Origin of the sequence: Pseudomonas kermanshahensis (assembly GCF_014269205.2) — a bacterium.
GTDB classification, from domain to species: domain Bacteria; phylum Pseudomonadota; class Gammaproteobacteria; order Pseudomonadales; family Pseudomonadaceae; genus Aquipseudomonas; species Aquipseudomonas kermanshahensis.
Genome location: NZ_JABWRY020000002.1, coordinates 89,157 through 102,023 on the forward strand (window position 1 = coordinate 89,157; position 12,867 = coordinate 102,023).

The 12,867-nt window shown below is 62.2% G+C and carries 13 protein-coding genes; all 13 read right to left on the reverse strand.

Going from position 1 to position 12,867, the window contains the following annotated elements:
• Positions 1-109: 109 nt before the first annotated feature.
• The 13 genes from HU764_RS24820 to trbJ all read right to left on the reverse strand — a co-directional run bounded on the left by HU764_RS24820 (position 110) and on the right by trbJ (position 12,866).
• Positions 110-1,636 carry a SulP family inorganic anion transporter gene (locus HU764_RS24820; protein ID WP_172960331.1) on the reverse strand — a complete coding sequence of 509 codons (1,527 nt, stop codon included), beginning with the start codon at positions 1,634-1,636 and terminating at the stop codon, positions 110-112.
• Positions 1,637-1,834: 198 nt separating this feature from the next.
• Positions 1,835-2,554 carry a carbonic anhydrase gene (locus HU764_RS24825; RefSeq protein ID WP_099452544.1) on the reverse strand — a complete coding sequence of 240 codons (720 nt, stop codon included), beginning with the start codon at positions 2,552-2,554 and terminating at the stop codon, positions 1,835-1,837.
• A 392-nt stretch (positions 2,555-2,946) separates the two neighbouring features.
• Positions 2,947-3,486, reverse strand: coding sequence for a conjugative transfer signal peptidase TraF (gene traF / locus HU764_RS24830; RefSeq protein ID WP_186703892.1), 540 nt, complete (start codon positions 3,484-3,486; stop codon positions 2,947-2,949).
• Entirely contained in the window at positions 3,483-5,306 is a 1,824-nt protein-coding gene (locus HU764_RS24835; protein ID WP_027592001.1) for a type IV secretory system conjugative DNA transfer family protein, read from the reverse strand. The genes traF and HU764_RS24835 overlap by 4 nt, the downstream gene beginning before the upstream one ends.
• Before the next feature lie 45 nt (positions 5,307-5,351).
• Entirely contained in the window at positions 5,352-5,891 is a 540-nt protein-coding gene (locus tag HU764_RS24840) for an IncP plasmid survival protein KfrC family protein (protein WP_186679173.1), read from the reverse strand.
• Positions 5,892-5,902: 11 nt separating this feature from the next.
• A complete protein-coding gene (locus tag HU764_RS24845; RefSeq protein WP_027592002.1) occupies positions 5,903-6,613 on the reverse strand; it encodes a TraX family protein in 711 nt (236 codons plus the stop codon).
• A gap of 5 nt (positions 6,614-6,618) precedes the next feature.
• On the reverse strand, positions 6,619-8,334 hold the full coding sequence (locus HU764_RS24850; RefSeq protein ID WP_186703893.1) for a phospholipase effector Tle1 domain-containing protein: 1,716 nt from the start codon (positions 8,332-8,334) through the stop codon (positions 6,619-6,621).
• A gap of 68 nt (positions 8,335-8,402) precedes the next feature.
• Positions 8,403-9,029: a hypothetical protein gene (locus HU764_RS24855; RefSeq protein WP_186703894.1), complete on the reverse strand. Its 627-nt coding sequence runs from the start codon at positions 9,027-9,029 to the stop codon at positions 8,403-8,405.
• A 77-nt stretch (positions 9,030-9,106) separates the two neighbouring features.
• Positions 9,107-9,712 carry a lysozyme family protein gene (locus HU764_RS24860; protein ID WP_186703895.1) on the reverse strand — a complete coding sequence of 202 codons (606 nt, stop codon included), beginning with the start codon at positions 9,710-9,712 and terminating at the stop codon, positions 9,107-9,109.
• 11 nt (positions 9,713-9,723) lie between these two features.
• Entirely contained in the window at positions 9,724-10,026 is a 303-nt protein-coding gene (locus HU764_RS24865) for a TrbM/KikA/MpfK family conjugal transfer protein (RefSeq protein WP_186679179.1), read from the reverse strand.
• A gap of 13 nt (positions 10,027-10,039) precedes the next feature.
• Positions 10,040-11,794, reverse strand: a complete 1,755-nt coding sequence (gene trbL, locus HU764_RS24870; protein ID WP_186703896.1) for a P-type conjugative transfer protein TrbL — start codon at positions 11,792-11,794, stop codon at positions 10,040-10,042.
• A 15-nt stretch (positions 11,795-11,809) separates the two neighbouring features.
• Positions 11,810-12,055, reverse strand: a complete 246-nt coding sequence (gene trbK / locus HU764_RS24875; protein WP_186679188.1) for an entry exclusion lipoprotein TrbK — start codon at positions 12,053-12,055, stop codon at positions 11,810-11,812.
• Between the two features lie 10 nt (positions 12,056-12,065).
• A complete protein-coding gene (trbJ, locus tag HU764_RS24880; protein ID WP_186679189.1) occupies positions 12,066-12,866 on the reverse strand; it encodes a P-type conjugative transfer protein TrbJ in 801 nt (266 codons plus the stop codon).
• Between the last annotated feature and the right edge of the window lies 1 nt (position 12,867).

The following is a 12,867-nucleotide window of genomic DNA, read 5'->3' on the forward strand; positions in this document are numbered from 1 at the left end:
CCGGCCTCTTCGCGGGGCAAGCCCGCTCCCACAAAGTGGATTGCATACCCACGGTGGGAGCGGGCTTGCCCCGCGAAGAGGCCGGCTCAGGCAACACAACAACTAAATACTAAGCCCCAACCCCCGCCGTCGTCCGCAGCCGCCCCTCGATGCGCCGCTTCAAGCGCCGCTGCTCGATCAACAAGCGCGACCCATTGGCTGCATTGCTCCGGCCCCAGTCCTCAAGCAGTTCCAGGCACGAGTGGTCGATATAGCTGAGGTTACCCAACGGCACATGCAAGGTGGTCCCCGCCGGCACCGTGTCCAGCACCTGGGTCAACGCCGGCACCTTGAGGAAGGTCGCAGCGCCACTCAGGCGCAGTTCCATGTGCCCAGGCTTGCCCAGGCTCACCAGGTTGATTTTCAACCGCGCCGCCTTGAAGGCCAGCTTGAGCAAGGTCAAGGCAAAGCCCAGCAGTACGCCGGTCAGCAGGTCGGTGAAAATGATCGCCAAGGCCGTCGCCGCATAGGTGAACATCGGCATGCGGCCATACCGGCCCAACCCACGAAACGCCTTGAAGTCCACTAGCTTGATGCCGGTAAACACCAGCACACCCGCCAAACTCGCCACCGGGATCTGCTGCAGCACACTGCTCAACACCACGACAAACGCCAACAGCCACAAGCCATGGAAAATCGCCGAGGCTCGGGTCTGTGCGCCGGCCTGGACATTCGCCGAGCTGCGCACGATCACCCCGGTCATCGGCAGGGCGCCGAGCACACCGCACAGCATGTTGCCGATGCCTTGGGCGGACAGTTCGCGGTCGAAGTCCGAGCGCTGGCCGCTGTGCATACGGTCCACCGCGGCAGCCGACAACAGGGTCTCGGCACTGGCAATGAACGCCAGGGCGAATGCCGCCACCAGCAAGGTCGGGTCGGCCAGGTTCATCAGGTCATCCAGGCGGATCCAGTCGATGGCCTCGGAAAGGTCTGCCGGCACCTGCACCCGGTTCACCGGCAGCGCCAGCCACAGGCTGATAGCGGTCATCGCTGCTACGCCCAGCAAGGCACCGGGCACGAACCGCAGCTGTTGCGGCCGCAAGCGCTCCCAGCCCCACATGATGGCGATGGTACCCAGCCCAAGTGCACCGGCTTGCCAGCCGGCCCCCGCGCTTTCCAATGGCAGGGCTGCGGCCAGGGTTGCCGGAAACGCCAGCAGGTTCTGCATGCCCGAAGGCTGCGGCGCCGTGTCGAACATCACATGCACCTGCGACAGCACGATCAGCACACCAATACCCGCCAGCATGCCGTACACCACGGCCGGTGCCGTGACGCGGAACCAGCAGCCCAGGCGCAAGCGCCCCGCCAGCAATTGCAACAGCCCGGCCAGCAGCAGGATCGGCCCGAGCATGGCCACGCCGTGCTGGCGCACCAACTCGAACACCAGCACCGCCAAGCCGGCGGCAGGGCCACTGACCTGCAGCGGCGAGCCCGCCAGGAAGCCCACCACGACGCCACCGATGATACCGGTGATCAGGCCCTTGGCAGGCGGCATCCCCGAGGCGATGGCGATGCCCATGCACAAGGGCAGGGCGACCAGAAATACCACCACCGACGCCAACAACTCTCGCGGCAAGGCCGCTTTCAACTGTGTCATGTTCACCGTGTTTCTCCATTTGTCTGTTGCACGGCCATTCCTCTGGCCGTGAGCACGTTGGCCCCTGAAAGACGCGCAGGCGCGGGCCGCCAGCGAGCATGCCGGCAAGGCAATCAGGGAATTCAAGGCAGCCGAAGGCCGCGCCACACCCCTACAGGGTGCAGCCGGCTATCAAGGTTCTAGCGGTGGAAGGGTCGCTTAGTAGCGGCCTCTCGGGGTAGCGCAGGGGATCGGCTCGCCCGCAGCCAGGGGCAGGAAGCTGTCGCTGGCAGCGTCATAGGCTTCGATCTTGCTGGTCTCGATGTCGTAGACCCAACCATGGATATACAACTCACCCGCCGCCAGGCGCGAGGCGACCGAGGGGTGAGTGCGCAGGTGATGCAGCTGGGCGATGACGTTTTCTTTGGTCAGCACCTGCATGGTCTCGTGCTCGCTGCCGCAGGAGCAGTTGTTCTCGACCACGGTGCGTGCCACTTCGGCATGGCGCAGCCAGGCGGAAACCGTCGGCATCTTGGTCAGCGATTGCGGGTTGAGTACCGCACGCATCGCGCCGCAGTCCGAGTGGCCGCAGACGATGATGTGGTGTACACCCAGTGCCAGTACCGCGTATTCGATGGCGCTGGAGACGCCGCCGTTCATCTGACCATACGGGGGCACCACGTTGCCGACGTTACGGGTCACGAACAGGTCGCCTGGCGAGCTTTGGGTAATCAGCTCGGGGACGATGCGCGAGTCGGCACAGGTGATGAACATGGCGCGTGGCGTTTGCGCGGTGGCGAGCTTCTTGAACAGCTCTTGCTGCTCGGGGAAGACGTCATGGTGAAAGCGCAGAAAGCCGTCGACGATGTGCTTCAGGGCGGCATCGGCGCTCTCGGCGGGTACATCCGGAACGACCTTGGATGGGTCCTTGACGGGCATGATTCATCCTCTTGACGGTGTGAAGGTAAGTCCATTTTACCGGTGAAAGATTCAGGCTATGCAGGGATTTAGATGACGCGCACAGGCCACAGATCACAGTCTTCGTTGACTGATTGCCTACGCTAGCGGGGAAAACTTAACTGAAACTTAATTCGGAGGCTCTAGAACAGGCGTTCCAGATAGGTAAGGCGGGATTTGAATAATAGCAAAAAAACATCAATTGCCTAGTACCATTACTGTAATTATTCACTTGGATTAGTGGTACTAGGGTTACCTGTAGGAGCAGCCTTGTGCTGCGAAGAGGCCAGTAGCCTGCAATGGATGTTTGGTGCGGCTACCGGCCTCTTCGCAGCGCAAGGCTGCTCCTACAACGGCTCGATCGAGCGGCTGGGTTACAACGGCGTTTTTCGCCAAACCAGCCAAGGCTCGACCACCTCGTCCAATTGCGCTTGCGGCACGGCCCCGAAATAACGGCCATCGAACGACAAGCGGCTGTAATCGGAGAGCATCAGCACCTCGTCGCTGCCCAAGCGGAAGTGCGCCAACGGTGGCTGCGGCATGGGGCGGCCACTGGGGTCTTGCTGCAACGGCTGGCTAGGCACCTGCAACTGCCCGTTGACCCTGACCCCCTCGGCAGTGATCTGCACGTCGTCACCCGATACCGCGACCAGCCGCTTGAGCAGGTGCATGTATCCCCCAGGGCAGGTTCCCCCAGCCAGGTAGCCGCGCGCGTGCGCTAGCTGAAACACAGCCTCCTGCGGCGGGCAAAACATCACCAGGTCGCCTTTTTCCGGTGCCTTGTCGACCACCCAGTAAATGCCCGGCGGAAAACTGCTGGTGACGTTGAGCCGCGCGCCGCCCCACAGCACCAGCGGCACTGCGCAAAACGCCAGAATGGCCACGACAGCGGCCACGCTCAACGGCCGTTTCATGCCGGCAACTCGATGGTGCGGTCGCTTTCACGCGGTGCCGGCACCTTGGCGCGGGCCAAGAAGACCGGGTCCTGGAAGTACAGCGGTTGCTTGCCATAAAACGCCGGGTAGCCTGCGCAATACACCACCATGTCGCCGGCTTCCTGGATATTGCCCTGGCCATCCTTGCGTGGGCCTGGCATGCGCAGGGCCTCGTCGGTGGTCAGCAGCGGTCGCTGCACTTCCTGAAGGGTGCGCGACACCTGGCCCAGCAATGCGCTGGAACGTCGCCCGCTGGTGGTCACCTGCTCTTTGACGATGGTGGTCTGCCCGGTGAGCTTGGACAGGTGCTCCGCCGTTTCCACCCGGTTTGGCGGGTAGGCGTTCTGGATGTGGCAGTTGGAGGTGATGCTCTCGTTCTGCCCGTAGAACTCCTGCAACTGCGACAAATCTTGGATGATCAGGTAGCACTTGATGCCATAACCGGCCACGAAAGCCAGCGACTCCTGCATGATGTCCAGCTTGCCCAGGCTCGGGAACTCGTCGAGCATCATCAGCAGCCGGTGCTTGTAGTGCGCCTTGGGCCGGCCGTCCTCGAAGTCCATCTTGTCGGCCAGCAAGCGCACGATCATGTTCACCAGGATGCGCACCAAGGGGCGCAAGCGCGCCTTGTCGTTGGGCTGGGTGATGATGAACAGGCTGACCGGGTCGTCGTGGTTCATCAGGTCGCGGATCTTGAACTCCGAGCGGCTCACGTTGCGCGCCACGATCGGGTCACGGAACAGCGACAGGTACGATTTGGCGGTCGACAGCACCGAGCCGGCCTCTTCGGCAGGCCGGTCGAGCATGTCACGTGCAGCCGACCCCACCAGCGGGTGGTTTTCGCCATCGAGGTGGCCGTAGTGGGTCATTTCCGCCCACAGCTCGCTGATTGGCCGCGACGGGTCGGCGAGCATGGCGTCCAGCGCCGGCAGGCTGGCGACACCACCTTCGTCCTGCGAGCGGTAGCACAGGTGCAGGATGCAACCCACCAGCATCGCCTGCGAGGTCTTCTGCCAGTGGTCGTTGAGGCCCTTGCCGTCCGGGTCGACGATCAGCGTGGCCAAGTTCTGCACATCGCCCACTTCAAACTCGGTGCCCAGGCGGATTTCTTCCAGCGGGTTCCAGCCCACGCAGCCATTGGCGGTGGCCGGCTCGAAACGCAATACCCGGTTGCCCGCATGCTGCTGGCGCCAGCCAGCGGTGAGCGCCCAGAGTTCGCCCTTGAGGTCGGTGATCACCGCGCTGTGCTTCCACGACAGCAACGTCGGAATCACCAGGCCAACGCCCTTGCCGCTGCGCGTCGGGGCGAAGGTGAGGATGTGCTCCGGGCCGTTGTGGCGCAGGTAATGCAGCTTGTTGCGCTTGTCCAGCCAGGCGCCTACGTACACGCCATCATCAGCCAACAGGCCGGCGCTCTCGATATCCTTGCGCTCGCCCCAACGCGCAGAGCCATGAAGGAACTGATTGGCCTTGGAGCTGTTGCTGCTGATCATGCGGATCACGACCATCGCCATCATGCCGACGCCGCTGACCAGAACCCCCAGGGACCCGGCGCGCAGCAGGGTGTCCTGGTACTGATCGGACCAGTTGGCGGCCCATACCAGAATCATCCATGGGGCGTAGACGCCATTCAGGTTGGCCCCCAACGCCGCATGGTTATTGAACAGGTAGGCGAAGTACTGGGTGGCAGTAGCCAGGCCGGCCAGCAGGCAGAAAATGGCCAGGATGGCCTGCCCCGTGTTGCCGCCACTGCGCTGGCCGCCGCGGATCTGCGGGCCCACAGCGTTGTTATGTTTCATGGGTTCGCTCCGTGAACGAAAGGATGGGATAGGGAAGGTGCTGGTTCATGGCGAGGTTGTGCGCGAACGCCCGATGTCCTGGGCCTGGGTACGCCGCTGCGCCTCAGAAAGCGTGCGCTCGGCCTGACGCTGCAAGCTCCATTGCTCGACCAGCTCTGGCTGCTCGGCGCGCAGTTGGCGCACCGCCAACTCCTCGATGCGTGGGGTGTACAGGCCCATGCCGTGGTGCAGCTCCTGCACCCGCTCCAGGCGGCCTTGCAACTGCTGCAGCCGCGCCTGGCAACGCTGGTTGCCCTGCTCCCAGGCGGCGCGGGTGGAGGGCAGGGCCAGCCAGCCCGGGCGCGAGGCCTGGTTCTGCTGCAATTGCGCCTGTTGGCGGTCCAGCATGGCCTCCAGGCGCTGCTCCAGGGCCCCGGCCTGCTCGGCCTTTTGCTCGACGCATTCGCCAAGGGCCTGGTTGTAGCGTGCTTGCACCGGGCTGGCGTCCAGCAGCGCGGTCTGCTCGGCGGCCAGCGCCTGAGCTTGCGCCTCCAATGCCTGCCCGGCATCGTCGAGCGGCGGCTTGGGCGGTTTAGGCTCGTTCATGGGCATCTGCTTCATATCAGGAAGAGGTATCCGGCCTTGGCCATTGGGATGCGAATCAGCCACAGCGCCAGCAGGTGCAGCGGGTAATAGGCGTAGAACAGCCAGCGCCAGCGCGGCAGGTCAGGCCTGACCCAGCGGGCGGCCAGCAGCACCGGCAACGCGGCCAGCGCCCAGGCATTGCCGTTGATCGGCGTTAACGCCGCAAGTGCAAGCACGGCCCCCACAGCAGCCAGCAGGTTCGGGCGCCGCACGTACCAACCCACACACAGCCCCAGCAGCACGGCCGGCCACCAGAATTCGACCCAGGCACCGCCCACGACCACCACCAGTAACGCCAGCCCCCAGAACAGCGGCCGCCCTTGCGCAGCACGGTCGCAGGCCTCGGTCGCCAGGGTAATCACCAGCAACGTGAAGAGGATGTTCAGCGGGTAGCCGCCGTACAGCAGCCCTCCAAGGGCAATGAACGGCGGCGTCGCCAACACCCCAAACAGAAACAGGCGCAGCGCAGTGCGCCGGTAAGCACCGTTTTCCACTGTTCCCGGCCGCGCCAGGTTGTACGCCAGCACGACCACGAACAGCGGCATCGCCAAGCGCCCTGCCTCGAACAAGTAAGGCAAGGTCTCGTTGAACAGGTACTTGTTCACGTGGTCGCCGGTCATCAGCAACAGCGCCAGCCACTTCAGCGCTTCTACCGTACCGTCGGCGAGTTGCAGGCGCGGCATCGAAATCACCGACGCATCGCCTGAGAAAGCCCGGTATCGAGCTCCAGCTTCGGCGCCACATCACGGGCCAGGTCGCCGATGCCTTTCTCGTGGACGATCGCCGTGCTCTTGCCTACCTGGAAGTTGCGGCTCGGGTCGACGTCACGGCGGTCATGAATGACGAACTGGTCGGTCTGGCCGACCTTCTGCAGGATGTGGTGCTCGTCCATGTCGACGACCATCCCGCTGACGGCCTTGCGCCCACTCTCCGAGGCTTCACCGATGCTGGCCGACGGGTTCAGGCCGCGGGCTTTGTCTTCCATGGCCTTGAACGAGTCGCTGCGCTGCTGGGCCTGCGGGTCTTGCTGCTGGGCCTGCGGGTCTTGCTGCTGGCCCTGCTTGGCGCCCTCAGGGACTGGCACCGCTTGCAGGTTCAGGCTCTCGATATAACCAGCGCTGGGCCGTGAAGCCTTAAGCTCGCCAGACAGCGTAGCCACTTGCTGCTGTGAAGTGGCGGCCCTTTCCGACATGAGCTCGGCATACAGCCCTTTGCCCTCTTCTATCGCCTGCTCGCGCGTGTCAATGCCCAGGAAGCGTTTCGAAGCGGACAAGGCATCTTGCCCCAGCGATTTAAGACGATCACCGATCCCCTCAACGGCTCTGGAAACGCTGTTGCGGCTAAGCCGATCATCGTTCTCGAAGATTACCCCGCGGCCATTGGTCTCGTGATCGAAGGGGCGAGCCTGGCGGTCAAAGACGTTGATCATGCCGCGTTCCATCGGGAAGGGCATATTGTCCACTGTCTGGAACGAGCCATCCGCGTTGCGGCTGAACGCGTTCTCACCCTTCAACAGGCGCGAGTCGATGAGCGCTTGCTCAACTTTCTCCGGGCTTTTGATCAACGTGTTGTACTGCTCGATGCGCTGAACATCCTCCTGCTGCATCGGCTTCATTTCTATACCGGCCGACTGCAGGCGATCGTGCATCACCGCCAATGGCCCGGCTGCCAGCACATCGTCCTTGTAACCACCGCCGACCTGCGAATGCGCGCCGGCAAACTTCAACTCCTCGATGCGCGAGTTGTCGTCGTTACGCAGGGCACTGGTCAGGGGGAACGTGTCGCGGTACTCGTTCATCGCCACCAGGTGGGTGGTCGAATCGATGTTCTTGCTGATCTCCAGGTTCTTGCCCAGATGGGTATCGGTATTCGACAAACCGTCAGTGGCGACCGTGTCGAAGATACCCAGCTTGTTGACGTGCGCCTGGCCTGGGGGAATCAAGTATTCCCCGGTCGCTTTGCCCTGGTCATCGAGTTTGGGGACGCCACGTTCGATGAACTCGTTGGCCAAGGCGCGGGACTGCGATGCACCGCGGCTGAAGCCGACAATGTTGACGTCGATCTGCTGGTCCGGGTACTTGTTGTGAAAGGCCACGATGGAGTCGTAGGCCTGGTCGATACGCTCCTGGGCACCCCGGCCGGTTGCGCCTTCGAGCAGCGAACGCCCGCTGGTACTGGATTGGCTGCCAACACCATCGAAGTAGATCTTCTCCGATTGGCCGGAGCGCTCCTTGGCGTCGTACTGCTGCGGTTCATGCCCCGAATTGCGCGCCAGGTTGGTACCTTTGGCGGTGTCCAGGTCATACAGGCGGGCAACGTTGGTCTGCGTGCCTTCAGGTGTATTCAGGTCTTTATTGTTACCGGTGCCGTCGAAGTACACCGTAAAACGCATTGCATCGCTCATTTCATATCCCTATGGATCATCCCGCCGCCAGGACAGGACGAACGCTCCAAGACATTCTCGAACCCGTATCAGGCACCCGGTTTGTTTAGGGTCACGATCAGATCGTGGACACCATCACCGGCGCTTCGGGTGTAGCGTTCGAAGAATGCTTCGCCCAAGTTCAAGAGTGGGGACCCTCGCAGCGACTGCCCGGCAGCACGGATCGCCAAAGCACCATAGCTTTCGCCCATGGCGGCAACACTCTTGGTGCGGTCAGCGGGATTGTCGTAAGGCTTCTGGTACCAGGTCGAAATCTGATACTCGACGTTCTGCGCCTCCAGTGCCTCATTGAGGTGTTTGGCCAGCGCGAAGAGCGACTCCTTGATCAGGGTGGGGTCAATTCCCTCAGCCTTCATCACCGCTTCTACAGGTAGGGCAGCAGCGCCAATCAAGTCCTCATGGGTATAACCCTTCATCGGCGGGAACACGCCTTCGGGGAGTTTCATGCCCGGGGTGTAGGGCTGGTACTGGCCTTGATTGTCTTGCATGGAAAGCTCCTTGGCTTGAAGTTCAGAAGAGGTGGCAGGCAGGAGCATGCAGGCTCCCAGCACGAGGGGTACGAGCGCGCCAAGGCGCAGCCGCGGCCAGAGGCGGCTGGGGCGGCGCGATGCCTTGTCGGTAACGGGGGTGCCCATACCGAGAGTGGGTAGGTTCAATCTTTCTCTCCTTGCATCCGCCTCGCGGCGGGTCCCTGTATCGTTTCGAGATGCGGCTACTGTGACCAGCGAATCCATCATTTGCTCCCCATCACCAGCCCACGTGGCACGTAGGCTGACGTGCCCACGGGTTGCGGCATGACCGGCTGCTGCACGACAGCCGCCTTCACCGCCTGCGCGGTGTCGACCACTGCCACGGACGCCTCGGCCGATGCGCCGGAGAATACCGCGCTCTGCGCCACCTGCTGGGTGGCAAAGCGGGCATCCAGCCAATCGGCCCAGTAGACGGCGCGGCGCATGATCTGTTGGCGGTAGCGCGCATTGATGGCGGGGGTGCGCGAGTGGTAATTCGCCACCCGCGTCCACAAGTCGCCGCGGTCATTGCGCACGTGGCCACGGATGCGCCAAGCGGCCAGCTCATAGGAGTAGCAGCCGCCTTGCTCGACATCCTCAGGGGTGATGCCGTAGCGCGAGAGTTCGCGCAGGTAGGCGGTATTGAACTGCATGGGGCCGACGTCGTAGGTGCCATTGTGGTTGCGCACCCACTGGCCAGGCTTGCCACCTTCCTGGCCGGACACGGCCAGGACGATGTTCACCGGCAGCTCGTATTTGACCGCCGCCATGATCGAGCAGGCGATGGGTTCGCTCAAGGCCGGGGGCGGAACGTCAGCGACGAATGGCATCGTGGCGCGCCTCAGATGACCTTGCCGAACTTGTTATTGATCGACTTGGTCTTTCCCGAGTCGGCGGCCTCGCATTTGTCGAGGAAGGACTGGCGAGCGTCCGAGGTCTGGCTCAGTTTGATCTTGCCCTTCTTCTTTTTGACGATGCTGAAGTAGTCATTGACCGGGCCACTGCAGTTATCGACCACACCCGCCCCCTTGAGCTTGCCCCACATGCACAGCACAGTGGCGCAGGGGTCTTTGGCCTGGGCGGGCAGGGTGACGGCGAAACTGGCGGCTAGCACGGCGGCTGGAAGAACCTTTGCAATTTTCATGAGCACTCCTTGTTCAAGTCCTGTCCTGTTTGCTTTCGCTGAAGTTTTTCACTTCAGCATCGGGTTCGAAGTCACGGCTGGGCGATCGGGTGTCCAAGTTCGAACGGCTGCTGGAACCGGGATCGGAGATTTCATTGGCAATGCGCCCGGCAAGCGACTTGTCGATGCGGGACTGCGCAACCCGCCCCACGCCAGAGGCCAGGTTGGCGCCCATTTGCAGGGCTACGCGGCCTGCTGATGCCATCTTGCTGGATGCTGCGTTGCTGCCCCCCTCTGCAGTGCCATCCTTGCCACCGGTGGCACCCGTGCCACCCTGTGAACCCGAACTGCCCTCGGCAGATCCGCCGCCGCCGGCTGATGCCGCCTCTGCAGCGCCAGAGCCGGAGCCCCCTGCTGAAGATGACTCTGATGCCCCACCCGCGCCAGATGCGCCGGATGCCCCCTCGGACGAACCGCCACCGGAAGATGCACCGGATGATTCAGCACCTGACGATGATTCAGAGGATCCACCCCGAGAGGACGATTCGCCTCCCGCAGACGAGGCCGCCTGGGCAAGGCCTGATGAGGCCGAAGATGCCGAGGAGGCCAAGCCCATTACCGAGCCGAGCGGGCTGGCACCGCCATTGGAGCTGCCGCCGCCAGTGCTCCCTCCACTTGAGCTACTGGGTGACCCCAGCATCCCCGTCATACGCGACGCGATATCCCCACCGGCGGAGGCCGTCGACTGCGCGCCCTTGAAAGCGGAATGCAAGGCCTGCGCGGCGCCCATCAGGTTCGCCCCACCCGTCATCATCGCCGAGGCGCTCTTGCCCATCATCGACGCAGCGGTGGTTGCAGCCCCCACTACGGCGCCAGCACTGAAGTTGCCGATGCCGGTAGAAGCACTTCCGGCGCCGCCCACCAGGGCTGCAATCATCGGCGGTATCTTGTTCACCAGTATCAACAGCAGCACCGAGGTCACCATCATGACCGCGAGTTCCTGCACGGCAACTTTGTCACTGATACGGGCGGCAAAGGTCAGGATAAAGCTCTTGCCAATCGCAACCAACAGCACCATGGCGAACAGTTGCGCGCCAAGCCCCAGTACTGCGCGGAAGTAGTTAAGCGCCATATCAGACGTCCAGCGTGAGCCGCCAAAGCCCAAGAAGAACACCCCCGCGTACAGCAGGAACCAGCTTGATGCCAACAGCACCAGCAGGTTGATAGACACGATGGCCAGCACCAGCAAAATACCAATGGCCATGAACTCCATCGTCAGCTGGCGGCCCATTTGGTGCCAGCTCAGTTTGCTGGTTGCCTTGACGGTCTTGTCATAAAGCTCGAACCCCAGGTCGACGATGGAGGACGGCTTCAGCTCGGTATTGCCGATGTGCCCCGCAGTGGCGCCGAGTTGGCTCATCGACTTGACGATGCTGTCGGCGATTTTCAGCCCGCCCATCGCGTTCTGCAGCAACCACCAATACAACCCAAACACCACCATGAAACGGATGAGTTCGGAAAAGAACTCGCCGATGTCGGCTTTTTTCATCAGCAACATGCCGAACGTCCAGACCATGGAGATGGACGCCAGGGCAAAGAACAGCCGCGTTGCAGCGCCTTGGATCGCTGGCAACCAGGTGCTGGTGGCGCTATGGAACCTCTCAAGCACCTCATCCATGACACCTGAGCTGCCTAACTGCCCTGTCGCCGCATGGGCAAGCGTCGGAGTTGCGAGGCAAACAGCAACCAGCAGTACACTCAGGAACAGTTCCCGACGCGTGCCAATCATGTGCGTAATCCCACCTTAGTATTTGCCTTCCGGGCTTTTCTCAAACTTCCACTCGGTCATTTCCTGCGCCGCGTTGAAGCTTCTGCACCCGTCGATGAATTCGTTTCGATTGGCCTCTTTAGAGAGGCTCGACAGGTTCTTTTCATAGGTGCCTTTGGCGCAGTTTTCGGCCGTTGGCTCAGGGACTTTTTCCTCGGAACAACCGGCCAGGTTGAACAGCACGCCCACGGCGATGGCGAGTTGCAGAATTTTGCTCTTCATGGTGCTTTCCTCAGTATTTGCCTTCAGGGCTTTTTTCGTATTCCCACGTCGTGACGCGTCTTGCCTGGGCCTCACCGCGGGCCTTTTCATCCAACTCAGCCGCCGCGCGGTTGGCAGTCGCAGACTGCTCAGCCAGCATCAGGCTGCGCAACTGCAGTAGTTGGTTGGTCTGTTGACTGGCCAACTGGTTGGCATATTGAATCGCCTTGACCTGACCATCTGCCGTGCTGGCCGCTTGCTGAAGGCGCTCCAGCTGCCTGGAATCGGCCTGCAAGTTCTCTTGTTGCTGCTTGATGCTTTTGAACAACGCATCGTTAGCCGTTTTTTGCGATTCGGAGGCCATTGCTTCATGCTCGGCGAGCTCCGCCTGGTCCTCCTCGGTGCAGGTGCCGAGGCCGAAGCAGGGTGAGCTTTTGTAGTAACTGGTGTCGCGGTACTTGCTCAGGTACGAATCAAGGCTCCCCGCCTGAGTCGTGTAGTAATTGATCATGCTCTGGGCTTCCATCAACTTGTTGATGGTCGAATTGGCCTGGTCCCAGATATAGGCAGCCGGTGCGGCCGTGTTCTTCAACATATTCTCGTACTGGTCGAGCTGCTTCTTGTACTGCAACGCCTGGGTCGTGTACTGCTCGATCTGTGTTTTGTATTCTTCGATCTGCTTGGCCGTCTGGGCAATGTTCTCGGCTACCCCCAGCTGGCTGATGCCCGCGTGTATCCCGTCCACAACAGGGATACCGGCATGCGCCTGCAGGGTGAACCCCAGACCGGCCAGCAGCGCAATGGTGGGTTTCAACAAGGCCGTGTGCTTCATG

Bases quoted from the DNA above. Each gene is read 5' to 3' on its own strand.
- HU764_RS24820 (WP_172960331.1), bottom strand. From the start codon at position 1,636: ATGACACAGTTGAAAGCGGCCTTGCCGCGAGAGTTGTTGGCGTCGGTG.
- HU764_RS24825 (WP_099452544.1), bottom strand. From the start codon at position 2,554: ATGCCCGTCAAGGACCCATCCAAGGTCGTTCCGGATGTACCCGCCGAG.
- traF (WP_186703892.1), bottom strand. From the start codon at position 3,486: ATGAAACGGCCGTTGAGCGTGGCCGCTGTCGTGGCCATTCTGGCGTTT.
- HU764_RS24835 (WP_027592001.1), bottom strand. From the start codon at position 5,306: ATGAAACATAACAACGCTGTGGGCCCGCAGATCCGCGGCGGCCAGCGC.
- HU764_RS24840 (WP_186679173.1), bottom strand. From the start codon at position 5,891: ATGAACGAGCCTAAACCGCCCAAGCCGCCGCTCGACGATGCCGGGCAG.
- HU764_RS24845 (WP_027592002.1), bottom strand. From the start codon at position 6,613: ATGCCGCGCCTGCAACTCGCCGACGGTACGGTAGAAGCGCTGAAGTGG.
- HU764_RS24850 (WP_186703893.1), bottom strand. From the start codon at position 8,334: ATGAGCGATGCAATGCGTTTTACGGTGTACTTCGACGGCACCGGTAAC.
- HU764_RS24860 (WP_186703895.1), bottom strand. From the start codon at position 9,712: ATGCCATTCGTCGCTGACGTTCCGCCCCCGGCCTTGAGCGAACCCATC.
- HU764_RS24865 (WP_186679179.1), bottom strand. From the start codon at position 10,026: ATGAAAATTGCAAAGGTTCTTCCAGCCGCCGTGCTAGCCGCCAGTTTC.
- trbL (WP_186703896.1), bottom strand. From the start codon at position 11,794: ATGATTGGCACGCGTCGGGAACTGTTCCTGAGTGTACTGCTGGTTGCT.
- trbK (WP_186679188.1), bottom strand. From the start codon at position 12,055: ATGAAGAGCAAAATTCTGCAACTCGCCATCGCCGTGGGCGTGCTGTTC.
- trbJ (WP_186679189.1), bottom strand. From the start codon at position 12,866: ATGAAGCACACGGCCTTGTTGAAACCCACCATTGCGCTGCTGGCCGGT.